Here is a 23,493-nt window from a genome sequence, read left to right on the forward strand (position 1 = left end):
ATAAGGTCGCCCGCGGCCGGTTGTCGGATAGTCGCCGAGAGAATTCCGATACCAGCGCGAAGGTGCGTGGTGTGGGGGAGGTAACGCTTTTGGCGGGCCGGCAGCGTACGGCCAGGTTCCGCCGTCGTGCTAGGATTATTTATTGCTGCGCTTTTTCTGTGTGGCCGTTTTCGGTCGCGGCAGTCAGGTGCGCAATTTCCTCGTAAATACTCGTGCCACTACAAACTGCCGTTCGGTCGTGGAATTTTTTCCATGCAGCCGGTGCGGAAAGTGCAGTTGGCATGACGTATTTAGGCGTGTTTTGGCAAAATCCAGGCACGTCGAGAGACATCCCGAACAATACGTTCCGCAAGGCTTGTCCATAGAAGTTTGTATGGCCAAGAACCGGCGCGACGAACAGGAGATACTAGTGATTCAGCAGGAGTCGCGGCTTAAGGTCGCCGACAACACGGGGGCCAAGGAAATCTTGACCATCCGCGTTCTCGGTGGATCTGGGCGCCGCTACGCAGGCATTGGCGACACAATTGTCGCCACCGTCAAGGATGCAATTCCCGGCGGTAACGTAAAGAAGGGTGACGTCGTCAAGGCTGTCATCGTTCGCACCAAGAAGGAACGCCGCCGTGCGGATGGTTCCTACATCAAGTTCGATGAGAATGCAGCTGTCATTCTCAAGACTGACGGGGACCCTCGCGGTACCCGTATCTTCGGCCCGGTTGGCCGTGAACTTCGTGACAAGAAGTTCATGAAGATCATCTCGTTGGCTCCGGAGGTGCTGTAACACATGGCAAAGATCAAGAAGGGTGACCTGGTTCAGGTCATCACAGGCGCCAAGGCTGAACGTGGCGGCGACCGTGGCAAGCAGGGCAAGGTCCTAAAGGTGTACTCCGAAACCAACCGCGTGTTGGTTGAGGGCGTAAACCGTGTCACCAAGCACACCAAGGCCGGTCAGACCGAACGTGGCACCAACACTGGTGGCATTGAAACAGTCGAGGCACCCATTCACATCTCCAACGTTGCTGTAGTGGATCCGTCCACGAAGAAGCCGACTCGCGTTGGCTACCGCATCGACACCGTTGAGCGCGATGGCCGCGAGCGTCAAGTACGCATCCGCGTTGCCAAGACCTCGGGGAAGGACCTGGCATGAGCGCCTCAGTTGCAGAGAACGCACCTACGATCACTCCTCGCCTGAAGGCCCGCTACGCAGCGGAAATCAAGGCGTCCCTGATCGAGGAATTCAGCTACGGGAACGTCAACCAGGTTCCGCGCCTGGTCAAGGTTGTTGTCAACATGGGTGTTGGAGATGCCGCCAAGGACTCCAAGCTCATTGACGGCGCCGTCCGCGACCTCACGGCCATCACCGGCCAGAAGCCGCAGGTTTCCAAGGCCCGCAAGTCGATCGCACAGTTCAAGCTGCGCGAAGGCATGCCGATCGGTTGCCACGCCACGCTGCGTGGAGACCGCATGTGGGAATTCCTGGACCGTCTCGTCACACTGGCACTGCCCCGTATCCGCGACTTCCGCGGCCTCAGCGGCAAGCAGTTCGACGGCAACGGCAACTACACCTTCGGTCTGACCGAGCAGGTTATGTTCCACGAGATCGACCAGGATGCCATCGACCGCACACGCGGCATGGACATCACAGTCGTGACCACAGCCAAGACCGATGACGAAGGCCGCGCACTGCTCAAGCAGCTCGGCTTCCCGTTTAAATCCGAAGATAAATAATCTACGTAAAAGGTCCGTTCTGCGGGCATGAAGAGTTGAAATCTGATTTCAGCCCTTCAGCGCCACGCGAAGGAAACCGTTACGAGGAAGGGCAAGCGCCCAAATGACAATGACAGATCCTGTCGCAGACATGCTTACGCGTCTGCGCAACGCAAACTCGGCACACCACGACACAGTGTCCATGCCGTTCAGCAAGCTTAAGGGCCACATCGCCGACATCCTCAAGGCACAGGGTTACATCTCTGCCTGGAAGGTTGAAGACGCTGAGGTTGGCAAGAAGATGACCATCGACTTGAAGTACGGCCCCGCACGCGAGCGTTCAATCGCCGGCCTGCGCCGCATCTCCAAGCCCGGACTGCGCGTTTACGCAAAGTCCACAAACCTCCCCAACGTGTTGGGTGGGTTGGGTGTCGCCATCCTGTCGACGTCATCAGGTCTTTTGACCGACCGTCAGGCTGCCAAGAAGGGCGTGGGTGGGGAAGTCCTCGCCTACGTCTGGTAGTAGAGAGAGAAGGGAAAGAAAAATGTCACGTATTGGACGTCTCCCCATCTCCGTGCCTGCCGGCGTCGAGGTCAAGGTTGATGACAACCTGGTTTCCGTCAAGGGCCCGAAGGGAACGCTGGGACTCACAGTTGCCAGCCCCATCACGGTTGCACTCGAAGAAAACACCATCACGGTCGCCCGTCCCAACGATGAGCGCAACTCGCGTTCACTCCACGGTTTGACTCGCACCCTCATTGACAACCTGATCATCGGTGTCACTGCTGGCTACGAGAAGAAGCTGGAAATTGTTGGTACCGGTTACCGTGTAGTCGCCAAGGGCAAGGACCTGGAGTTCGCTCTGGGCTTCAGCCACCCGGTCGCCATTGAGGCACCCGAAGGCATCACACTGACAGTCGAGAGCCCCACTAAGCTCTCCGTGTCAGGCATTGACAAGCAGCAGGTGGGCGAAGTTGCTGCCAACATCCGCAAGCTGCGCAAGCCCGACCCGTACAAGGGTAAGGGCGTACGCTACGCCGGCGAAATCATCCGCCGCAAGGTCGGAAAGGCTGGTAAGTAACATGGCACTGTCCGTAAGAGGAAAGTCCAAGGCCGCAGCACGCGGCCGTCGTCACCTGCGCGTTCGCAAGCGCGTCAGCGGCACCACTGTACGTCCGCGTCTCGTGGTCAACCGTTCAGCCCGCCACGTATTCGTGCAGGTCATCGATGACACCCAGGGTCTGACCCTGGCGTCGGCATCGACCCTGGAAGCAGATCTGCGCGCCTTCGACGGTGACAAGACCGCCAAGGCCAAGCGCGTTGGCGAGCTCGTTGCAGAGCGTGCCAAGGCTGCCGGCATTGAAGCTGTTGTCTTCGACCGTGGCGGTAACCGCTACCACGGCCGTGTCGCAGCCATTGCTGATGGCGCACGTGAAGGCGGTCTGGCACTGTGACCGAAAACATTAACAAGGAGAACACTGTGTCAGAAGCAACTGCAGCTGACGGTGCAGCCGCGAAGACCGAGACTGCTGCAGGCGCCGATAACGCCCGTGGCCGTGGCGGTCGCGACGGTGCTCGTGGAGGCCGCGAAGGCGGTCGCGACGGTGGCCGTGGCCGTGGTCGCGACGGTGGACGCGAGGCTGAAAAGAGCCAGTTCATCGAGCGCGTAGTCAACATCAACCGTGTTGCCAAGGTTGTCAAGGGTGGTCGTCGCTTCAGCTTCACCGCGCTCGTCATCGTTGGTGACGGCAACGGCCTGGTTGGCGTCGGCTACGGCAAGGCCAAGGAAGTTCCGGCCGCCATTGCCAAGGGTGTTGAAGAGGCCAAGAAGACCTTCTTCCGCGTCCCCCTGGTGGGCAAGACCATTCCGCACCGCGTACAGGGCGAGGCCGCTGCCGGCGTCGTCCTGCTGCGTCCGGCTGCTGCCGGTACCGGTGTTATCGCCGGTGGCCCGGTTCGCGCCATCCTGGAATGCGTTGGCATCCATGACGTGCTGTCCAAGTCACTGGGTTCCTCCAACGCCATCAACATTGTTCACGCAACAGTTGCTGCGTTGAAGGGCTTGGAAGACCCCAAGGCTGTTGCGGCTCGCCGCGGCCTGCCTTTGGACGAGGTTGCTCCGGCCGTGCTGTTGCGCAATATGCAAAAGGCAGGTCTGTAATGACTACACCGAAGAATGTTCAGGTTTCTGAGAAGAAGCTGGAAATCACTCAGGTTAGGGGCGTCGTCGGCGCCAAGCAGTTCCAGAAGGACACCCTTCGCTCACTGGGTCTCAAGCGCATCGGTCACTCTGTTGTCCGCTCAGCTGACGCAGTGACCGTTGGGATGGTCAACACGGTTCCGCACCTGATCAAGGTTGAGGAGACGAAGTAAAGTGGCTGAAAAGAACACTGCTGAAACTGCTGAAAAGCAGAACGCGCTGAAGGTTCACCACCTGCGACCGGCACCCGGCGCCAAGACGGCTAAAACCCGTGTTGGCCGTGGTGAAGCATCCAAGGGTAAGACCGCAGGCCGCGGTACCAAGGGTACCAAGGCCCGCTACCAGGTAAAGGCTGGCTTTGCCGGCGGCCAGCTGCCGCTGCACATGCGCCTGCCGAAGCTGCGTGGCTTCAAGAACCCGTTCCGCGTTGAGTTCCAGGTTGTAAACCTGGACAAGCTGAACGAGCTCTTCCCCGAAGGTGGCGTTGTCACCGTCGAGGCACTGGTTGAAAAGGGTGCGGTTCGCAAGAACCAGCTCGTGAAGGTGCTCGGCACCGGCGAAATCACCGTCAAGGTTGACATCGCCGCCGACGCTTTCTCCTCCAGCGCAGTACAGAAGATCACTGCTGCAGGTGGCACCACCACCGAACTGTAAAAGTTCACAATTGCGCACATCTAGCGACTTGACTCTTGGTGGGCGGAGCTCATGTTCCGCCCGCCAGGGGTCTTTCGTTTTGTTGGGCGTGTGTCATTTTGTTCAAGTCCTTGGACTTGCTTGACGGTCACAGTTACAAAGAGAGTCAGATCACCCATTAGACTCTTTCCTTGGGCTTCATTTCTGAAGCCAACGCCATTACTAGACATCAGGAGGACGCTTGCTTACCGCATTTGGCCGCGCCTTTCGCACGCCTGATCTGCGACGCAAGTTGTTGTTCACGCTGGGAATTCTTGCCATCTTCCGCATGGGTGCTTTTATCCCATCGCCTGGAATTGATTACCGAAATGTCCAACAGTGCGTGAATGCTGCTGACACAAGCGAGGGCATCTACCAGCTTGTCAACTTGTTCAGCGGCGGCGCCTTGCTGCAGGTTTCCATTTTTGCCTTGGGCATCATGCCCTACATTACGGCGAGCATCATTGTGCAGCTGCTGCGTGTGGTGATCCCCCGGTTCCAGGAACTGCACCTTGAAGGTGCACAGGGCCAGGGCCAGTTGACCCAGTACACGCGTTACCTCACCATCGCCTTGGGCTTGCTCAACGCGACAACCTTGGTGACGCTGGCACGGTCCGGGCAGCTCTTTGCCGGTTGTGGCGCCGCCGGCACTCCTGGTGCGTTGATCCCCAACGACAACTTGATCACGATCCTGTTGCTCATCATCACCTTGACCGCCGGTTCCGGCTTGATCATGTGGATGGGCGAGCTTGTCACCGAAAAGGGTGTCGGCAACGGCATGTCCCTGTTGATCTTCGTTGCCATTGCGGCAATGTTCCCCACCTCCTTGGGTGCCATCCTGAAGACCCAGGGCTGGGGCACGTTCTTGATGGTCATGGTCATCGGTCTGTTGGTAGTGGCACTGGTTGTCTTTGTTGAGCAGTCCCAGCGACGGGTCCCTGTTCAGTACGCCAAGCGCATGGTCGGCCGCCGCACCATGGGCGGCACCAGCACCTACATCCCGATCAAGGTGAACATGGCCGGTGTTATCCCGGTTATCTTTGCTTCCTCGATGCTGTACCTGCCGGCTCTCCTGGCCCAGTTCGCCACACCGGCCGACGGCGGGGACGCACCGGCCTGGATTGAGTGGGTCAACAACTACCTCACCCGTGGTGACCACCCCATCTACATGCTGATGTACTTCCTGCTCACCATCGGGTTCACCTACTTCTACGTCGCGATCACCTTCAACCCTGAAGAGGTCTCCGACAACATGAAGAAGTACGGCGGGTTCATCCCCGGCATCCGTGCAGGGCGTCCCACCCAGGACTACCTGCAGTACGTTATTTCGCGCATCACGCTGCCTGGTTCGCTGTACCTGGGCATTGTGGCCTTGATTCCGCTCATCGCCCTGGTCATGGTTGGGGCCAACCAGAACTTCCCGTTCGGCGGCACGTCGATCTTGATTGTGGTCGGTGTTGGTTTGGAGACAGTCAAGCAGATTGATGCGCAACTCCAACAACGCCACTATGAAGGGTTACTGCGATGACAAGAATGCTGATCATTGGACCTCCCGGGTCAGGCAAGGGCACACAGGCCGAACGAATCTGTCGGGAGCTTGGCATCGTCGCCATCTCGACCGGTGACATTTTCCGCGCCAACGTCAAGGGTGAAACCCCGCTTGGCGTTGAAGCGAAGAAATACATCGACAACGGTGACTTCGTCCCTGACAGTGTCACCAACCGGATGGTCCGTGACCGGCTCGCCCAGGCTGACGTTGCTGAGGGGTTCCTTCTCGACGGCTACCCGCGCACCTCTCCCCAGGTGGATGAACTCGACGACATCCTGGCCGCCGCTGAGGCAAGCCTCGACGTCGTCGTGCAGTTGACGGCCGACGACGAAGAACTCGTCAAGCGCCTGTTGGGCCGCGCCCTGGAAACCGGACGCAGTGATGACACCGAAGAGGTCATCCGGCACCGTCTCGATCTCTACCGTGAACAAACCGAGGTTGTAGTGTCCCGCTATGCGGAGCGCGGCATTCTGGCCAAGGTTGATGGCTTGGGCGAGATGGACGACGTGACGGCGCGCATTATGGACGCCATCAAAAACGTCTAGCCTGCCGCTCTCGGCAGGAAGCATTATCAACGGTGCCGCACAGGTGCCGGGTTGTGAAGGAGGGCTCCTTCCCGCGTTATCGGGGAGGAGCCCTCCAGCATTTTGACGAAAGGATTCATTCATGGCGTTTGGCCAGCAAAAAATTGAATACAAGACCATCGACCAGATGCGCATCATGCGCCGCAGCGGGCTCATTCTTGACGCCGCCCTGAACACCACGATTGCTGCCGTCGCCCCGGGCGTCACGACAGGTGAGTTGGACGCTGTTTTCGCCGCCGAGTTGAAGAAGGCCGGGGCCACCTCCAACTTCCTGGGCTACTACGACTTCCCGGCATCCATCTGCACCTCCGTGAACGAGGAAGTGGTCCACGGGATCCCCGGCCCGCGCGTCCTGGCCGCCGGTGACCTGATCTCCATCGACGGCGGTGCCATCGTTGAAGGCTGGCATTCCGACTCCGCCCGCAGCACCATCGTCGGCGGTCCCGCAGCCGAGGATCCGGCGGACCGCCGCCTCAGCGACATCACGGAGGAAAGCATGTGGCGCGGCATTGCCGCCATGGCCACCGCCAAGTATGTTGGCGACATTGGCGATGCCATTGACGAGTACGTCACCTCGCAGCCGGGGCCGGAACTTGGCATCCTGGAAGACTACGTCGGCCACGGCATCGGCTCGGCCATGCACATGCCGCCGGACGTGCTGAACTACTCGTCCAAGCACCGCGGCCCCAAGCTCAAGCCCGGCATGTGTCTGGCCCTTGAACCGATGTTGGTGCGCGGGGGCCTGGACACCATCACGCTGCAGGACGACTGGACGGTCGTCACCACAGACAAGGCCCGCGCGGCCCATTGGGAACACTCGGTGGCTGTCCACGCCAAAGGCATCTGGGTCCTGACCGCGGCCGACGGCGGTGCGGAGCGGCTTGCGCCGTTGGGTGTCACGCCCGTGCCGCTGGACTAGGCACCGCACCCGCCTCTCCTTTTCAGCTGACCCGCAGTTGTGGTCGCAAATCACCCGAATTCCGGGTGTTTTGCAACCACAACTGCGGGTCAGCTTCGTTTTGGGCCAACAATTTCAGGCGTGTTTGCCTGCCGTCCATCTTGCCGCCACCAAAAGGGGCATTGCACTCCGTAACTTGGTCACTGAAGCCGAAGGGGCGCACGCCGACAGGGCGTGGCAGACCCCTCTGACCACCATTGCGAGGAGTGCAACCATATGCGCATTTATGCCCACCGAGGAGTTTCAGCGCACCTCCCGGAGAACACGCTGTCCGCCTTCTCCCGTGCCGTCGAGCTGGGTGTTGACGGCATCGAACTTGACGTCCACCTCTCGGCTGACGGGATTCCCGTCGTCATCCATGACGACACGGCCGACCGCACCACCAACGGCACCGGCAGCATCAACGAATTCACGGCCCGCCAACTGGGCCTGCTGGACGCAGGCGGTGGCCAGTTTGTGCCCACGCTGGCCCAGGTGCTCAAGCTGGCCGCCGGCAGGGTTCGGGTCAACATTGAACTCAAGGACGCAACCTCAACAGGGCCGGTCGCCGAAGTTGTGGCAGGCATTGCCGGCCTTGACTGGTTTGCCTCGTCAGCGGACTGGAATGCCTTGTCCGAACTGGGCCGGAAGGTCCCCGGAGCGACCGTGTACCCGCTCTGCATCGGCAGGCTTGAAAAGATTCGTGCGCTGCTGCCCGGCGAGGCGGGGGAGGAAGAATTTGCCGGTCGTGGGCTCTCTGAAGCCATTGCCTTTGCCTTGAACAACAACGGCGAGGGCGTCTCGATCTGGGAGGGCGGGCTGGACCGGGAAGACATTGAAACCATCCACGCTGCCGGTCTCCAGGCCTGGGTCTGGACAGTCAACGACAGCGGGCGTGCGCGGGAGCTGTTTGACATGGGCGCGGACGGAATCTGCACCGATGATCCAGCGCTGATCCAGGCCGCCAGGGCAGCGGCAGCCGTGCCTGCGGCAGCTGTGCCGGCGCAGGCCTCGGAACGCCCCGTCACGGTGGGCAGCTAGCCCCATGGCACAACTGGCCACCACGGCCCTGACGCCGAACCCCGGCAGCAGTGTCCGACAGAAGCAGCGCGGCAGCCAAAAAAACACTGGCGAAACGGGCCCGCAGCGCAAGCGCCGCAGACCATGGAAATCGTGGCTGTTGTTCCTGCTCTTTGCCGGGCCCAATGTGGCCCTGTTGATCATCTTCACGTACAAGCCCCTGGTGCAGTCGCTGCAATACTCACTGCTGCAATGGAACATTGGTGCTGCAACAGCGCGCTTCGTGGGGCTCGACAATTACGTCAACTGGTTTACGGATCCAAGCACGCTCAACGTCGTCAGGGTTACGGCGGTTTTTACCCTGGTGACCGTCGGCGGGGGCATGGTGATCGGCCTTGCCGTGGCCGTGTTGCTCAATCAAAAGTTGCGCGGCACCGGGCTCGCCCGCACGGTAGTTGTGGCACCCTACGTCCTGTCCGGGATCGCCGTCGGCCTGCTTTGGCTGTTCGTGTTTGACCCGAACTTCGGGGTGATCGGGGCACTGCTGGGCGCTTTCGGGCTTGCCTCGCCTGACTGGTACAACGACCCGCAGTGGGCACTGCCCATGATCATCATCGTGTACCTGTGGAAGAACCTTGGCTACGTGGCCTTGATCTATCTGGCCGCGTTGCAGGCTGTGCCAAGGGACCTGCTCGAAGCCGCCAAACTGGACGGGGCCGGAGCCTTCGCCACTTTCCGCAATGTGGTGCTGCCGCTGCTGGGACCGACGACCTTCTTCCTCTCGATCACCACCCTGCTCAGTTCCCTGCAGTCCTTTGACATCATCCAAGCCATGACGAAGGGCGGCCCGCTGGAAGGCACCACCACCATGATGTACCAGATTTACCAAGAGGGATTCGGGGCCGGCCAAGCAGGATATTCCTCGGCCATCGCCACCATCTTGTTCCTTGTCCTGCTGGCCGTCACAGCTGTACAAATGCTGTACATCCAGAAGAAGGTGCACTACTGATGAACCTCAAAGTGAGAGCGAAACCCATGGTGAACCCCGATGACATGCGGCCGGCCACGGACGGCAGCGACTCGGACGGCAGCGGTCCGGACGGCAGCAACACCAACGGCAGGGCTGCCCGACTGCCCCGTGCCGCAGGGCCGGCACGGCGACGGGCCAGACCCCGCGTCGGTGGTTACCTGCTGATGCTGCTCGCCGTCGCAACCATGATTCTGCCGCTCGTGTGGATGATGCTGGCAAGCTTCAAGGGACAAACCGAAATTTACACGGTTCCCATCCAGTGGTTGCCCGACAGCTTCAAGCTGTCCAACTACATTGCCGCCCTGGATGCTGTTCCCTTTGGCAACTTCTTCATCAACTCCCTGATCACCACGATCGTCGGTGCCGGCTTGAAGATCATGCTGGGTCTGACCACCGCCTATGCCGTGGTGTTTCTGGACTTCCCGTTTAAGAAATTTGTGTTCGGGCTGGTGGTCTTTGCACTATTGGTGCCCCAGCAGATCGTGATCATCCCGAACTACACGCTGATCTCCGATCTTGGCTGGATCAACACCTACCAGGGCCTGATTGTGCCGGGACTGGCCAGCGCCTTCGGCACCTTTTTGTTCCGCCAACATTTCCTGACCCTGGAGGTCTCCATCCTGGAGGCTGCCGCGTTGGACGGTGCCAGCCACTGGACCCGGCTGTGGCGGTTTGTGGTCCCGATCTCGGCGCCCACGATTGCCGCCGTGGCGCTGGTTTCCATCGTTGCCGAGTGGAACGAATACCTGTGGCCCCTGCTGGTCGTGGACAAGGCCGAAATGATGACACTTCCTGTGGGCCTGACCCTGCTGCAAAACAACGACGGCGTCACCAACTGGGGCGTGCTCATGGCGGGCACCGTTCTGATCACCGTTCCCGTGCTGATCGTGTTCTTCCTGCTGCAGCGTCGCATCGTCACCGGCCTCACCGCCGGATCCGTGACGGGCTGAGGCTCCACAACTTTCAATCGCCCCGACGTGGCCTGCAAGCGCAGGCGCGTGTCAGCTACGCCTCGAGTCCGCAAAATTATGCGGACAGGCAATCCCCTCAAGGAGAAAATCATGACCGCTTCACCATTTGCCAACCTGAACCGGCGCCAACTGCTGCAGCTTGCGGCCCTCATGGGCGGCACCGCGGCACTCGCCGCCTGCGGCGGGCCCGCAGTGGGTGAGGCGGGGGGCGCCGCCACTGACAACGCGACGGACTGGGCGTCGGTGACACCTGCCACTGAAATTACCTGGTGGTCCAACCACCCGGGCACGTCCAAGGAACTTGAAACGGAGATCATCAAGCGCTTCACGGCCGAAACCGACATCAAGGTCAACCTGGTCACAGCGGGCGCCAACTACGACGAGGTGGCCCAGAAATTCCAGGCCGCGTCGGGGTCCAGCAACGTCCCCGACCTGGTGATCGCCAGTGATGTGTGGTGGTTCCGCTACATGATCAACGGCCAGATCCTGCCCCTGGACCAGTTGGCCAAGCACCTGGAGTTCGAGGCAGAGGACTTCAACACCACCCTGTACAACGACTATGAGTTCAAGGATGCGCACTGGGCGGTGCCCTATGCCCGCTCCACACCGCTGTTCTACTACAACAAGTCGGTGTGGGAAAAGGCCGGGCTGCCGGACCGGGCTCCGAAGAATTGGGCTGAATTCGACGAGTGGGCTCCCAAGATCCAGTCCGCAACCGGAGTTGTCCCGCTGGGTCTGGGCAAGGGCACCTCATGGACTGCCTGGTGGTTCTGCAACATGTTGTGGGGTGCAGGCGGGGCCTACTCCGATGACTGGACGATGACCCTGGACACGCCGGAAGCCCTTGAAGCCGCCACGTACCTGCAGGCCCTCGTCCACGACAACAAGTTCGCGGCAGTCACGGCCAAGGACCAGGTGGCAGACTTCGGGGCCGGCCTGACCGGATGCACCATCGCCTCCACCGGCTCCCTCACCGGGATCCTTGACTCTTCCACCTTTGATCTCGGCACCGGCTTCCTGCCCGAGGGCGCCTCCGGCCCGGCATGCCCGACCGGAGGCACCGGCCTGGCCATCCCCGCCGGCAAGTCGCCGGAGCAGCAGTTGGCTGCCGGCATGTTCCTGAAGTTCCTGACCAATGCAGAGAACACGGCGTACTTCTCTTCCAACACCGGCTACATGCCGGTGCGCACCTCGGCAGTGGAGGGGGAAACCATGAAGGCCGTTTACGCCAAGACGCCGCAGTTCCGCACGGCTGTGGATCAACTTGCCACAACCCGCGTCCAGGACTGGGGCCGCGTGTTTGTCCCCAACGGCGACAAGGACCTGACCACTGCGTTGGAAAAGATCCTGCTGGCCAACGCCGACCCTGCAACCGCGTTCGCCACGGCATCGGCCTCAATCACCAAGTCATACGAGGACAACGTCAAGCCCTACCTCCAGTAGAGCTCAGCCTCCAGCCACGCCAGCCTGGTCAATCCGGCGCTCGGCCGCTGACCATTTGCCGGCGATTGGCCACCTCCGATGGTTGATCCGGCCGGTGCCTGCGCCCACGCCGCAACCAAACAGCGCCTGCCCCGCGATCCAGCTGTTGCCCAACAGCTGGCTCGCGGGGCAGGCGCTGTTTCGTGGAGAGAGAGCTCGTTTGTGGGGTGGTGCCCGGGCCCGGAGACGGACATAATCGAGGAACAAGGCGTCCGGCAGCAATGAAGGAGTACGGCAAATGGCCCACGGCAGTGCAGCACAGGAAAGCCCTGCAGGGGAGCAGCGGGACCGTTCCAGCGGCGCTGCCGGAACAGGATCCATGGGCTCCGGCGTCGGATCAATCACGGATGTGCCGGGCATCCGCGTCGGACAGGCCCAGCGCAGCACCGGCGGGTGGCTCACGGGCGTCAGCGTTGTCCTGCCGCCGCCGGGCACCATCGGTTCCGTAGACGTTCGCGGTGGGGGACCCGGAACACATGAGACGGATGCCCTGGATCCGACCACCATGGTTCCCACGGTCGACGCCGTGGCGCTGACGGGCGGCAGCGCCTACGGGTTGGCGGCCGCCGGCGGGGTGCAGCGCTGGTGCGAGGAAAACGGGCGCGGCTTCGCTGTCCCGGGCGGGGTTGTGCCCATCGTTCCCGCCGCAGCAATTTTTGACCTGGGCCGCGGCGGCGACTTCTCAGCCCGCCCAACCCCGGACATGGGTTACGAGGCGGCACTTGACGCTGCAGGCTCAACTGAAGGGGCCGACGTCGTGCGCGGGAACGCGGGTGCCGGGACCGGCGCGGCCATGGGGGCCGGCAGCTTCAAGGGCGGGCTGGGAACGGCGTCCGTCCACCTGACGGGGGATAACGGGCACATCGTCGTGGGCGCCCTTGCCGTGGTGAATGCTGCCGGTGTCCCGTGGCGGCCTGGTGCCACCGCCCCGGTGGCGGGGGAGGGGCTGAACACGACGCTGGTGGTGGTGGCGAGCAATGCCGTGCTCACGGTGGCGGAGGCCAAGCGCACGGCCACTGCGGCACACGCCGGCATGGCCCGGGCGCTGAACCCCGTCCACACCCTGGCAGACGGGGACACGATCTTTGTGCTGGCCACCTGCGCCAACGAACTGGTGCCGCATCCGGAGGTGCCCGTTGCCGCGCTCATCGAACTCCAAAGCGCGGCGGCTGAGGCGGTGCGCCTGGCCATCCTCGACGGTGTCGCGCAGGCGGAACCGGTGACGACTCCGGCGGGCACACTGCTGCCGTTCCCCGGCCAGGTGCCTGAGGGGTCAATTTAACATATTTGCCAAATTGGACTAGAGTAGGTTGTTGGTTGTCTGTGCCTGCTATTCTGTGGGGTGCGCGGCGGGACTTGGCGTTAAGTCATTCGTGCCGGGCGCATGCGGATAAACAATAATCAGTAGCAAATCGAACGCCGATCTGAAACCGGTCCCCACAGGGGCTGCCTATGTCGGCGCAACAAAGTTAGCGGAGGATATGGCCAAGAAAGACGGGGTCATTGAGATCGAGGGCGTTGTGACTGAAGCGCTGCCCAACGCGATGTTTCGTGTTGAGCTGACGAACAAGCACATCGTTCTTGCCCATATCTCAGGAAAAATGCGCCAGCACTACATTCGTATCCTTCCTGAGGACCGAGTTGTGGTGGAGCTGAGCCCGTACGACCTTACCCGTGGTCGTATCGTCTACCGCTACAAATAACCACAACTGCAATCACGCAAAGGAATGCCATGAAGGTCAAGCCGAGCGTCAAGCAGATCTGCGATAAGTGCAAGGTGATTCGCCGTAACGGTCGAGTCATGGTGATCTGCGAGAACCCGCGCCACAAGCAGCGCCAGGGCTAATCCTTCCTCTTTGAGGCAGGAACCCGGGCTGTTGCTCACGCAAGTAAATTAATAAGGCAGCACAAGTTGGACGAAGGCGGAGCAATCCGCAACCGTGCCAATGGACCCCTGGTCGGAGGCCAGGGCCGCATCGATAAAATATGCGGGTGTACTGTCTAGGACCTCCGGTTTACACAAGGAGCAGCCACATATGGCACGTCTCGCTGGCGTAGACCTTCCCCGCGAAAAGCGGCTGGAAGTAGCGCTTACATACATCTACGGCGTGGGCAAGACCCGTGCAAAGAATGTCCTGGCCGAAACGGGGATCTCCCCGGACGTCCGTGTCAAGGACCTTTCTGACGCTGAACTCGTTCAGTTGCGTGACAACATCGAGGGTAACTACAAGGTTGAGGGTGACCTTCGCCGCGAAGTAGCAGCTGACATCCGCCGCAAGGTGGAAATTGGCAGCTACCAGGGTATCCGCCACCGTCGCGGCATGCCCGTGCATGGCCAGCGCACGAAGACCAACGCACGCACCCGCAAGGGTCCGAAGCGTACCGTCGCAGGCAAGAAGAAGGCCGGCAAGTAAAACCCGCCAGCCGGATCGAAAAATGCCTCAGAGCATTCTTCACCCATCTGGCAAGCGTGGGTTTCAGCTTATGCCGACCCCTCATTAAACTTTCGTAGGAGAATAAAATGCCCCCAAAGACTCGTGGAGCGGTTCGTAAGCCGCGTCGCAAGGATAAAAAGAATATTGCGCTGGGCCAGGCGCACATCAAGAGCACCTTTAACAACACCATCGTTTCCATCACGGATCCCAACGGTGCTGTCATCTCATGGGCTTCCGCCGGTGAAGTTGGCTTCAAGGGCTCGCGCAAGTCAACTCCGTACGCTGCACAGATGGCTGCTGAAGCAGCTGCCAAGCGCGCACAGGAGCACGGACTGCGCAAGGTTGACGTTTTCGTAAAGGGTCCGGGCTCGGGCCGCGAAACGGCTATCCGTTCGCTGCAGGCTGCTGGACTTGAGGTTGGCTCCATCTCGGATGTCACCCCCAGCGCCCACAACGGCTGCCGTCCGCCCAAGCGCCGTCGCGTATAACGAGAATTGATGCATCAGAGTTGGCCTTCACCCTCGGTGGGGGCCAACTCCGACGCCGTTAAGTCTCGTCAGCCGCCATTTCCACTACCTGTGTTGCGTCATATAGCGGATGCTCGCTGAAAGGAAAACCCAGTGCTCATTGCACAGCGCCCCACCCTATCTGAAGAAGTAGTTTCCGAGAATCGCTCACGGTTTGTTATCGAACCGCTGGAGCCAGGCTTCGGTTACACCCTGGGAAATTCCCTGCGTCGGACCTTGCTGTCCTCCATTCCTGGCGCTGCTGTCACCAGCATCCGCCTCGATGGTGTTCTGCATGAGTTCACCACGGTTCCCGGTGTCAAGGAAGATGTCACTGAGATCATCCTTAACATCAAGGGACTCTCCGTGTCTTCGGAGCATGACGAGCCCGTCGTCGCCTACCTGCGCAAGCAGGGCCCCGGCGTTGTCACGGCAGCCGACATTGCTCCTCCGGCCGGTGTGGAATTCCACAACCCCGACATGCACATTGCCACGCTGAACTCGAAGGGCAAGTTCGAACTCGAACTGACCATTGAGCGCGGCCGCGGCTACGTTTCGGCAGCCCAGAACAAGAACGTCGATGCAGAGATCGGCCGCATCCCGGTTGACTCCATCTACTCTCCCGTTTTGAAGGTGACCTTCCGCGTGGAAGCCACCCGTGTTGAACAGCGCACCGACTTTGACAAGCTGATTGTTGATGTAGAGACCAAGCAGGCCATCTCCCCGCGGGATGCCATTGCCTCTGCCGGCACGACGCTGGTTGAACTGTTCGGCCTGGCCCGCGAGCTGAACACCGCCGCTGAAGGCATCGAGATTGGCCCGTCCCCGACGGACGCCGCTCTTGCCGCTGACATGGCGCTGCCGATCGAGGACCTGGACCTGACGGTTCGTTCCTACAACTGCCTCAAGCGTGAGGGCATCCACTCCGTGGGTGAACTCGTTGCTCGCTCAGAGGCTGACCTGATGGACATTCGCAACTTTGGTGCGAAGTCCATCGACGAGGTAAAGGCAAAGCTGGTTGAGCTCGGTCTGTCCCTGAAGGATTCCCCTCCAGGGTTCGATCTGGCCGCCCGTGCCGCAGCACTTGATGAGAACGACGACGCATTTGGCGACGACGAGCTCTAAGCCGAACAACTAATTTTAAGCCGACCGGGCGGACACAGCTGATGTGTCCGCCATGGTTCGGCGACACTTGAGGAGAAACACCATGCCTACACCCGCCAAGGGTCCCCGCCTCGGAGGCGGAGCGGCTCATGAGCGCTTGATGCTCGCGAACCTGTCCGCCTCGCTTTTCGAGCACAAGCGGATCACCACCACCTTGACCAAGGCCAAGCGCCTGAGCCCCTACGCAGAGCGACTGGTAACTTTCGCAAAGCGTGGGGACCTGGCCTCACGCCGCCGCGTCCTCGGCCTGATCAGCGACAAGGGCATTGTCCATGAGCTGTTCACCGACATCGCCAAGGCTGTGGAGAACCGCGACGGCGGCTACACCCGCATCACCAAGATCGGCAACCGCAAGGGCGACAACGCTCCCATGGCTGTCATCGAGCTCGTTCTGGAACCGGTCAGCGCCAAGCAGGCCGTCGTGAAGGAAGCAACCGCTGCTGCCGCCAAGGCTGCCCCGGTTGAAGAAGCTCCGGTCGAAGACGTTGTCGAGACCGAAGTTGTGGCCGACGAAGCTGCTGCTGAAGAGACCAAGTAGCACTTTCGCGAAAGCCGAAGTACTGCCGTGAAGGACCCGTCACCCCAGGGGTGGCGGGTCCTTCTGCATGCCTGCGGCGTTCCGGAGACCGGTAGAATCGATTCCATGCACAACCCCAAACTGACCCCCGAATATCAAGGCCTGATTCGGGCGCGCCTGGACATAGCGTACGACGGCGGGCCGTACAGCGGGTGGGGCATCCAACCAGTCGAGCGCACCGTCCAGGGCGTGATTGAGCAGGCACTGGCCGTGATCGTGCGCCGGCCCGTCAGGCTGACCGTCGCCGGACGCACCGACGCGGGTGTGCACGCCCGCGGCCAGGTGGCGCATTTTGACGTGACGCCGGAGGAGTGGGACGGGCTGCGGCGGGGACACGACGTGGTGCCGGAGCATTCGCTCAGACGCCGCCTCAACGGGGCCCTGGGCATGGTCCTGCGGGAGCTGCGCGGAACCGTTGAGATCGTCGACGCCTCCCGGGCGCCCGTGGGCTTCGATGCGAGGTTCTCGGCCCTGTGGCGCCGATACAGCTACCGGATTGCAGACGGCTCCACCCGCAAGGATCCGCTGCAGCGGGCCCTGACGCTGTGGCACGAGCGTGATCTGGACGTGGCGCTGATGAACCAGGCAGCGGCGCCCTTGTTGGGGCTGCAGGATTTCCAGGCGTTCGCGAAACCGCGGGAAGGCTCCACCACTGTGCGAACCCTGCAACGTTTTGATTTCGAGCAGGCCGCCGACGGTGTGATTAATGTCAACGTCCAGGCCGACGCGTTCTGTCACAACATGGTGCGGGCGCTGCTGGGTGCTTCCTTGCGCATCGGGGAGGGGCAGGAATCCCCCGAGTGGATGCATGCGCGTTTAGTCGCGGGAATACGGGACGCAAAGTCTGTTTTGGCCGCGCCCCACCCGCTCATTTTGGAGGAAGTCCACTATCCCCACGAAACGGCAATGCATGATCGTGCCGTTCTGACGAGGACCCGGCGGGCGGTTCCGGAAGCCGTTCGGTGATGAAAGCGGACCCACCATGCATCCCGCTTTGACCCGGCGGCAGTATTAAAGGTATCGTTGATAGTCGTTGTGCGTGTCCTATCTCGATACCACGCGCCCGTTTCAGGTCCGGTTGCAGGACTACCTCTGAGCGGGCGTCATCGGGAAGTGTAAGGATGACTGGTGTTGGAGCCCTCACCTCTGTTCCGGTAAACGCATAGATAGCAGGTGTCAACCATCTGTGACACCACCTAGAACAAGAAACGAAGGCAAAAACCGTGCGTACGTATACCCCGAAGCCCGGCGATATCAACCGTCAGTGGCACATCATCGATGCCAATGACGTTGTCTTGGGCCGTCTTGCCAGCCAGACCGCAACACTGCTGCGTGGAAAGCACAAGCCGACCTTCGCTCCCCATATGGATATGGGCGATTTCGTCATCATCATCAACGCCGAGAAGGTTGCCCTGACCGGCGCCAAGCTCGAACAAAAGCGCGCATACCGCCACTCCGGTTACCCGGGCGGTCTGTCCAGCGTGAACTATGCCGAACTGTTGGAGAAAAACCCGGTTCGCGCAGTGGAGAAGGCCGTCGCCGGCATGCTCCCCAAGACCAAGCTGGGCAACGCCCAGATCACCAAGCTGAAGGTCTACCGCGGCGCCGAGCACCCCCACGGTGCGCAGCAGCCCCAGACGTTTGAAATCACCCAGGTCGCCCAGTAGTCCTGGCCACCACCTAAATCATTAATCAAGGAGAATTGTGGCTCAGAACACTGAAGAGCTGAACACCGAGGCCGTTGTGGCCGAGGAAGAAGTTTTGACCAGCTACACCAGCGAAAGCTCGGCTGCAACAGAAGCAGCCCCCAAGAAGGAACGCCCGGCACTTACCGTCTCCGGCGCTGCTGTTGGCCGTCGCAAGCAGGCAATTGCCCGCGTTCGCGTCGTTCCCGGCACCGGCAAGTGGGTTGTCAACGGCCGCGAGCTGTCCAACTACTTCCCGAACAAGCTGCACCAGCAGGAAGTGAACGACCCGTTCCGCATCCTGGACCTGGACGGCGCCTACGACGTGTGGGCCCGCATCCACGGTGGCGGCCCCTCCGGCCAGGCCGGTGCGTTGCGTTTGGGCGTTGCTCGTTCCTTGAACGAGATCGATGCCGAGAACAACCGCGCCATCCTGAAGAAGGCAGGCTTCCTGACTCGTGACGCCCGCGTCATCGAGCGCAAGAAGGCTGGTCTCAAGAAGGCTCGCAAGGCTTCGCAGTACTCCAAGCGCTAAATTTATTGCGCTTCGCAAAAGATCCCCGGTCGCCAAGCGGCCGGGGATCTTTTGTGTCCTGCCCAACTCCCGTCACCGCTCTCCCGTCACCGTTGGCGGAGTCTTGTCCAATGCGCAACCGCCTCCGGCAGGTCTTTTGGCTCGACCCGGCACCACCCCCGCTGTGGTGTGCCGGCGTGAGCCTGACCGCAGGGCCAGGGGAGCCTCCCGACGTCGAACGTGGACGGCGGCCAGCCCTTCCGCCCAAACGGCGCCCTGCCCGGGCCCAAGGCACTTCCCGGGCTGGCAGGGCGGCTGTTGCGCACGGCAGGCAGGGAGGAACGCCGCAAGTGCTGGCGCGGCCACCGAAAAGCGGCGCTGAATGCTGCGGTGTTAAGCGCGTGGTGCAGGTCAGTGAGCCGCGTTGTTAGTTTTGGCAGGCCGATGATTTAGACTGATCCTGATGTCAAGATTATTTGGAACAGACGGTGTCCGCGGTTTGGCCAATGGCCTGCTGACGGCTGAATTGGCCTTGTCACTCGCCCAAGCCGCTGCGGTGGTCCTTGGACACGAGCAAATGAGCGAGGGAAGGCGGCCCCGGGCCGTGATTGCCCGCGACCCCAGAGCCAGCGGTGAGTTCATTGGGGCGGCCGTTGAAGCGGGCCTTGCCAGTGCCGGCGTCGACGTTTACGACGCTGGTGTGCTGCCCACCCCGGCCGCCGCATTTCTCATCGCTGATCTCGGCGCGGACTTTGGCGTGATGATTTCCGCTTCCCACAACCCGGCACCCGACAATGGGATCAAGTTCTTTGCCCGGGGCGGCACCAAGCTGCCCGACGACGTCGAGGACGCCATCGAAGCCCAGCTGCAACAAGACGCCTTCCGGCCGGTGGGTGTCGACGTCGGACGCATCCAGCGCTTCTCCGACGCGGAAGACCGCTATGTGCTGCATCTGCTGGGGACCCTGCCGCACCGTCTCGACGGCTTGAAGATCGTTCTCGACTGCGCCCACGGGGCTGCCAGCGGGTGCTCACCGCAGGTGTTTACTGACGCCGGCGCCGAGGTGACCGTCATTGGTGCCGCCCCTGACGGGCTGAACATCAACGACGGTGTGGGGTCCACCCACTTGGAACTGCTGCAGGAGACCGTGCTCGCCATCGGCGCTGACCTCGGCATTGCCCACGACGGCGACGCTGACCGCTGCCTGGCCGTGGACCATGAAGGCAACATCATCGACGGAGACCAGATCATGGCCGTCCTTGCCTTGGCCCAGAAGGCGGCCGGTGAACTCAAGGACGACGTCCTGGTCGCCACGGTCATGAGCAACCTCGGTTTGAAGATTGCCTTGCGCGAGGCGGGCATCACGATCCGTGAGACCGGTGTTGGGGACCGCTACGTGCTGGAAGAGATGCGGCGCGGGGACTACACGCTCGGCGGAGAACAGTCGGGGCATGTCATCTTCTCCAAGTACGCCACCACGGGTGACGGGCTGCTCACGGGCCTGCAGCTGGCCGCCCAGGTGGCCAAAACCGGCAGGACGCTGAAGGAACTCGCCGGGGCCATGACAAAGCTGCCCCAAATCATGGTCAACGTCAAAAACGTGGACAAGAGCCGTGCATCGCTGGTGCCGGCCATCAACGCAGCCGTGGCCAAGGCCGAGGCCGAGCTCGGCGACACCGGCCGGGTGCTGCTGCGCCCCTCAGGAACAGAAGCCCTGGTGCGCGTCATGGTTGAGGCCGGAGACATTGCGACCGCGGAAAGAATTTGCAGCGACCTGGTCAGTGTCGTAACAGCGGAATTGTCACTCTAAAGCTTTTCAAGCACCCCGCAGGCTTCCAACACAAAGAAGGCGGCGTCCCCACGGGGGCGCCGCCTTCTTTGTGTTGGTTTGTTGGATAACGGTCAACGATTAGTGCAGGCCACCGGTGGGACGGGTGCGGAGTGCATCACGGATTTCGGTCAGCAATTCAATTTCCGGTTCAACCGCAGGCTCTTCATCCTTGATGCCGAGTTTGGCATTGCGGCGGGCGATCATGTGGTTCATGGGGACCACGACAATGAAGTAAATGGCTGCGGCAACAATCAGGAAGTTGACCAGGACGGTGAGGAACACACCGAACTTGATATCAACGCCATTGATCGTCAGCAGAGCAAAGCTGTCGAAGTTGGTGGAGCCGAACAAGGCTGCAATAAGCGGCATCAGTACATTCTCCACCAGGGAGTTTACAACTGCCCCAAAGGCTGCACCAATGACGACGGCGACGGCAAGGTCAACGACATTGCCCTTCATTATGAACTCTTTAAATCCCTTTAACATGTCACCAAGGTACCGCACTCCAAGTGATTCATGGGGAAACTCCAGCCGAATTGTTTCTAAAAACTATTTGTACCCGGGTGCGCCGGGCAGCCCCAAATATTCTTCGTAGCTGTGGATGCCGCGTGCTTTCATGTCCTGGGCAACTTCCGTCCCCAAATAGCGCAGATGCCAGGGTTCGGCAAGATAGCCTGTGACATTTTCCGCACCGGGGACGTAACGGACTGCGAAGCCATGCTCGGTCCCGTGCGCGGCGACCCATTGACCGGCGGCTGTTTCTGCAAAACATGAGTTGAAGTCGCATGCCGAGTCCGCGTTGGCATCGCCAATGTCGATGGCCAACCCGGTTTGATGTTCCGAGTAGCCGGGGCGGGCCGAGGTTGAGTCCGCTGCTGCTTCGCCTTTGTTGGCCACATAGCCGTTGTAGACGGACACCTGGGTGTCGAAGGAGCGGTAGCTGCTCTTGACGGTGATGCTGACCCCGTCGGCGGCCGCGGCTGCAAACATGCGTTCGGCGGCTGCAGCTGCCTCGGCACGGACCAGAACCGGCTCGGCCGAACCGGACAAGACTGCAGGCGTCACCAAATCAGCAGGCGCGTAGTCCTTCGGTGCCAGGAGTCGGTGCTTGTTCACCAGGACCAGCGGGCTGCCTGGGTTGTCAATGTCCAAAAGCAGGGGGTCCGTCTTGGAAAGGCTGCCCGTGGCGAAGAGTTCTTGAATCGGCGCATCCGGGGCGGCTCCGGTCACCGGGGGAGCCGTAGCGGTGGTCGCCGGAGCGGTGGTTACGGGAGCGGTGGTTGCCGGCTGGATGGGCGCCGCGGTATTGCCCGACACGGACAGTGTCGGCGGTGCGCTGGAAGGGTCCGCAGGGCCGCTCTCGCCAGCCACAGGGGAAGGCTGGCTTGGCGCCGGGGCGGGGTCCGTCGTCGTGCTGGGCAGGGAAGGGGCCGCCGCGACGGCTGGCGGCTGGGGAGTGGCAGCCGGGCTGAAGGCCAGGGCGCAGGAGAAGACGAGGGCTGCTCCGGCCACGGAGACGGCGATGCCGCCCGGGCGGGGCCAGGACAGCCCGCGCCGCAGCCGGGTTCCAAGTGTCAGCCTGGGCCGGCGGGCCTGGTGGAAGCCCACAACCGGCACTAGACCTTCCTCAAGAGCATGCGGCGGATGGAGTGGTCGGCGTCCTTGGTCAGCACCAGCTGGGCGCGGCCGCGGGTGGGCAGCACATTCTGCAGCAGGTTCGGCTCGTTGATGTTCTTCCAAATCTGGGATGCCGTGGCGGTTGCCTCGGCATCGGACAGGTCGGCATAGCGGCGGAAGTAGGAGTCCGGATCGGCGAATGCGCCCGTGCGCAGTGACCGGAACCGTTCCACGTACCACTTCTCAATGTTGCTGGTCTTGGCATCGACATAGATGGAAAAGTCGAAGAAGTCGCTGACTGCCAGGCCGGAGCGGCCGTCGCTGCGGGGGCGGGCGGCGGCCAGGACGTTCAGCCCCTCGACGATGAGGACGTCGGGGCGGCGCACCACAACCTCTTTGTCGGTGAGGATGTCGTACGTCAGGTGTGAGTACATGGGGGCGCGGACTTCCTCGGCACCGCTTTTCACGGCGCTGACGAAACGGAGCAGGCCACGGCGGTCGTAGGATTCGGGGAAGCCTTTGCGGCCCATGAGGCCCCGGCGCTCCAGCTCGGCATTGGGGTAAAGGAAGCCGTCCGTTGTGACAAGTTCCACATTGGGTGTGTCGGGCCAGCGTCGGAGCATCTCACGCAACACTCGGGCTGTGGTGGACTTCCCCACTGCGACGGAGCCTGCCACGCCGATCACAAACGGTGTGCGGGAGCCATGCTCGCCAAGAAAGGTGGTGGTGGCGTTGTGGAGGTGCCCGGCAGCGCCAACGTACAAGTTGAGCAGTCGCGACAGCGGTAAATAGACGTCATGTATTTCACGCATGTTCAGCTGATCGCCCAGTCCCCGCAGGCGCTGGACGTCATCCTCGTCGAGGGGCTGCTCGATTTTATTGGCCAGGCGCGACCATGTCTGTCGGTCCAGTTCCACGAAAGGGGAGGCACTGACGGTGCTGCCGGACTCGGTTCTTTGCGCTGTCACAATCTCAATTCTGCCTTGTTTGAGGCGGGGTGGGAAACGCCGGGGT

At 61.5% G+C, this 23,493-nt stretch carries 30 protein-coding genes; 27 read left to right on the forward strand and 3 right to left on the reverse strand.

Annotated elements, in window-relative coordinates:
- Window positions 1–409 precede the first annotated feature (409 nt).
- From rplN to glmM, 27 genes are all read left to right on the forward strand, one after another.
- Window positions 410–778 carry a 50S ribosomal protein L14 gene (gene rplN, locus ACT3TS_RS01580; RefSeq protein WP_363843321.1) on the forward strand — a complete coding sequence of 123 codons (369 nt, stop codon included), beginning with the start codon at window positions 410–412 and terminating at the stop codon, window positions 776–778.
- 3 nt (window positions 779–781) lie between these two features.
- Window positions 782–1,144 carry a 50S ribosomal protein L24 gene (rplX, locus tag ACT3TS_RS01585; protein WP_444529735.1) on the forward strand — a complete coding sequence of 121 codons (363 nt, stop codon included), beginning with the start codon at window positions 782–784 and terminating at the stop codon, window positions 1,142–1,144.
- Entirely contained in the window at window positions 1,141–1,725 is a 585-nt protein-coding gene (gene rplE / locus ACT3TS_RS01590; RefSeq protein WP_444529736.1) for a 50S ribosomal protein L5, read from the forward strand. Before rplX ends, rplE begins: the two co-directional genes overlap by 4 nt.
- 103 nt (window positions 1,726–1,828) lie before the next feature.
- Window positions 1,829–2,227, forward strand: coding sequence for a 30S ribosomal protein S8 (gene rpsH, locus ACT3TS_RS01595; RefSeq protein ID WP_444529737.1), 399 nt, complete (start codon window positions 1,829–1,831; stop codon window positions 2,225–2,227).
- A gap of 22 nt (window positions 2,228–2,249) precedes the next feature.
- Window positions 2,250–2,786 carry a 50S ribosomal protein L6 gene (rplF, locus tag ACT3TS_RS01600; protein WP_444529738.1) on the forward strand — a complete coding sequence of 179 codons (537 nt, stop codon included), beginning with the start codon at window positions 2,250–2,252 and terminating at the stop codon, window positions 2,784–2,786.
- Window position 2,787: 1 nt separating this feature from the next.
- The gene (gene rplR / locus ACT3TS_RS01605) at window positions 2,788–3,159 is read left to right on the forward strand and encodes a 50S ribosomal protein L18 (protein WP_444529739.1); all 372 of its coding nucleotides are present in this window, start codon (window positions 2,788–2,790) and stop codon (window positions 3,157–3,159) included.
- A gap of 26 nt (window positions 3,160–3,185) precedes the next feature.
- A complete protein-coding gene (rpsE, locus tag ACT3TS_RS01610) occupies window positions 3,186–3,866 on the forward strand; it encodes a 30S ribosomal protein S5 (RefSeq protein WP_444529740.1) in 681 nt (226 codons plus the stop codon).
- Complete coding sequence (rpmD, locus tag ACT3TS_RS01615; protein ID WP_444529741.1) at window positions 3,866–4,078, forward strand: 50S ribosomal protein L30; 213 nt, start codon at window positions 3,866–3,868, stop codon at window positions 4,076–4,078. The genes rpsE and rpmD overlap by 1 nt, the downstream gene beginning before the upstream one ends.
- 1 nt (window position 4,079) lies before the next feature.
- The gene (rplO, locus tag ACT3TS_RS01620; RefSeq protein ID WP_444529742.1) at window positions 4,080–4,559 is read left to right on the forward strand and encodes a 50S ribosomal protein L15; all 480 of its coding nucleotides are present in this window, start codon (window positions 4,080–4,082) and stop codon (window positions 4,557–4,559) included.
- A 220-nt stretch (window positions 4,560–4,779) separates the two neighbouring features.
- The gene (gene secY, locus ACT3TS_RS01625) at window positions 4,780–6,105 is read left to right on the forward strand and encodes a preprotein translocase subunit SecY (RefSeq protein WP_444529743.1); all 1,326 of its coding nucleotides are present in this window, start codon (window positions 4,780–4,782) and stop codon (window positions 6,103–6,105) included.
- A 5-nt stretch (window positions 6,106–6,110) separates the two neighbouring features.
- Window positions 6,111–6,671 (forward strand): adenylate kinase, encoded by a 561-nt coding sequence (locus ACT3TS_RS01630; RefSeq protein WP_444529820.1) that lies wholly within the window; start codon window positions 6,111–6,113, stop codon window positions 6,669–6,671.
- 121 nt (window positions 6,672–6,792) lie between these two features.
- Complete coding sequence (gene map, locus ACT3TS_RS01635) at window positions 6,793–7,629, forward strand: type I methionyl aminopeptidase (protein WP_444529744.1); 837 nt, start codon at window positions 6,793–6,795, stop codon at window positions 7,627–7,629.
- 255 nt (window positions 7,630–7,884) lie between these two features.
- Window positions 7,885–8,688, forward strand: coding sequence for a glycerophosphodiester phosphodiesterase (locus ACT3TS_RS01640; RefSeq protein WP_444529745.1), 804 nt, complete (start codon window positions 7,885–7,887; stop codon window positions 8,686–8,688).
- 4 nt (window positions 8,689–8,692) lie between these two features.
- A complete protein-coding gene (locus ACT3TS_RS01645) occupies window positions 8,693–9,676 on the forward strand; it encodes a carbohydrate ABC transporter permease (RefSeq protein WP_444529746.1) in 984 nt (327 codons plus the stop codon).
- Window positions 9,676–10,647, forward strand: a complete 972-nt coding sequence (locus ACT3TS_RS01650) for a carbohydrate ABC transporter permease (RefSeq protein ID WP_444529747.1) — start codon at window positions 9,676–9,678, stop codon at window positions 10,645–10,647. Before ACT3TS_RS01645 ends, ACT3TS_RS01650 begins: the two co-directional genes overlap by 1 nt.
- A 111-nt stretch (window positions 10,648–10,758) precedes the next feature.
- Window positions 10,759–12,111 (forward strand): ABC transporter substrate-binding protein, encoded by a 1,353-nt coding sequence (locus ACT3TS_RS01655; RefSeq protein WP_444529748.1) that lies wholly within the window; start codon window positions 10,759–10,761, stop codon window positions 12,109–12,111.
- A 358-nt stretch (window positions 12,112–12,469) separates the two neighbouring features.
- The gene (locus ACT3TS_RS01660) at window positions 12,470–13,432 is read left to right on the forward strand and encodes a P1 family peptidase (RefSeq protein WP_444529821.1); all 963 of its coding nucleotides are present in this window, start codon (window positions 12,470–12,472) and stop codon (window positions 13,430–13,432) included.
- A gap of 199 nt (window positions 13,433–13,631) precedes the next feature.
- The gene (infA, locus tag ACT3TS_RS01665) at window positions 13,632–13,853 is read left to right on the forward strand and encodes a translation initiation factor IF-1 (RefSeq protein ID WP_009358723.1); all 222 of its coding nucleotides are present in this window, start codon (window positions 13,632–13,634) and stop codon (window positions 13,851–13,853) included.
- 29 nt (window positions 13,854–13,882) lie between these two features.
- Window positions 13,883–13,996, forward strand: coding sequence for a 50S ribosomal protein L36 (rpmJ, locus tag ACT3TS_RS01670; RefSeq protein WP_011775570.1), 114 nt, complete (start codon window positions 13,883–13,885; stop codon window positions 13,994–13,996).
- Between the two features lie 190 nt (window positions 13,997–14,186).
- Window positions 14,187–14,564 carry a 30S ribosomal protein S13 gene (rpsM, locus tag ACT3TS_RS01675; RefSeq protein ID WP_044576485.1) on the forward strand — a complete coding sequence of 126 codons (378 nt, stop codon included), beginning with the start codon at window positions 14,187–14,189 and terminating at the stop codon, window positions 14,562–14,564.
- Window positions 14,565–14,671: 107 nt separating this feature from the next.
- Window positions 14,672–15,073 (forward strand): 30S ribosomal protein S11, encoded by a 402-nt coding sequence (gene rpsK, locus ACT3TS_RS01680; protein WP_038464649.1) that lies wholly within the window; start codon window positions 14,672–14,674, stop codon window positions 15,071–15,073.
- Window positions 15,074–15,205: 132 nt separating this feature from the next.
- On the forward strand, window positions 15,206–16,216 hold the full coding sequence (locus tag ACT3TS_RS01685; RefSeq protein ID WP_283532171.1) for a DNA-directed RNA polymerase subunit alpha: 1,011 nt from the start codon (window positions 15,206–15,208) through the stop codon (window positions 16,214–16,216).
- An 82-nt stretch (window positions 16,217–16,298) separates the two neighbouring features.
- Entirely contained in the window at window positions 16,299–16,793 is a 495-nt protein-coding gene (rplQ, locus tag ACT3TS_RS01690) for a 50S ribosomal protein L17 (RefSeq protein WP_444529749.1), read from the forward strand.
- Between the two features lie 105 nt (window positions 16,794–16,898).
- Window positions 16,899–17,798, forward strand: coding sequence for a tRNA pseudouridine(38-40) synthase TruA (gene truA, locus ACT3TS_RS01695; RefSeq protein ID WP_444529750.1), 900 nt, complete (start codon window positions 16,899–16,901; stop codon window positions 17,796–17,798).
- A 257-nt stretch (window positions 17,799–18,055) separates the two neighbouring features.
- Entirely contained in the window at window positions 18,056–18,499 is a 444-nt protein-coding gene (rplM, locus tag ACT3TS_RS01700; protein WP_444529751.1) for a 50S ribosomal protein L13, read from the forward strand.
- A gap of 37 nt (window positions 18,500–18,536) precedes the next feature.
- Entirely contained in the window at window positions 18,537–19,052 is a 516-nt protein-coding gene (gene rpsI, locus ACT3TS_RS01705) for a 30S ribosomal protein S9 (protein ID WP_444529752.1), read from the forward strand.
- Between the two features lie 442 nt (window positions 19,053–19,494).
- A complete protein-coding gene (gene glmM / locus ACT3TS_RS01710) occupies window positions 19,495–20,841 on the forward strand; it encodes a phosphoglucosamine mutase (protein WP_444529753.1) in 1,347 nt (448 codons plus the stop codon).
- A 99-nt stretch (window positions 20,842–20,940) separates the two neighbouring features.
- Here glmM and mscL read toward each other — a convergent pair whose 3' ends face one another.
- From mscL to coaA, 3 genes are all read right to left on the reverse strand, one after another.
- Entirely contained in the window at window positions 20,941–21,348 is a 408-nt protein-coding gene (mscL, locus tag ACT3TS_RS01715) for a large conductance mechanosensitive channel protein MscL (RefSeq protein ID WP_444529754.1), read from the reverse strand.
- 63 nt (window positions 21,349–21,411) lie between these two features.
- Window positions 21,412–22,479: a M15 family metallopeptidase gene (locus ACT3TS_RS01720; RefSeq protein ID WP_444529755.1), complete on the reverse strand. Its 1,068-nt coding sequence runs from the start codon at window positions 22,477–22,479 to the stop codon at window positions 21,412–21,414.
- Window positions 22,479–23,447: a type I pantothenate kinase gene (gene coaA, locus ACT3TS_RS01725; protein ID WP_444529756.1), complete on the reverse strand. Its 969-nt coding sequence runs from the start codon at window positions 23,445–23,447 to the stop codon at window positions 22,479–22,481. The genes ACT3TS_RS01720 and coaA overlap by 1 nt, the downstream gene beginning before the upstream one ends.
- Window positions 23,448–23,493 lie beyond the last annotated feature (46 nt).

This window comes from Specibacter sp. AOP5-B1-6, from assembly GCF_052376555.1.
Taxonomy (GTDB): Bacteria; Actinomycetota; Actinomycetes; order Actinomycetales; family Micrococcaceae; genus Specibacter.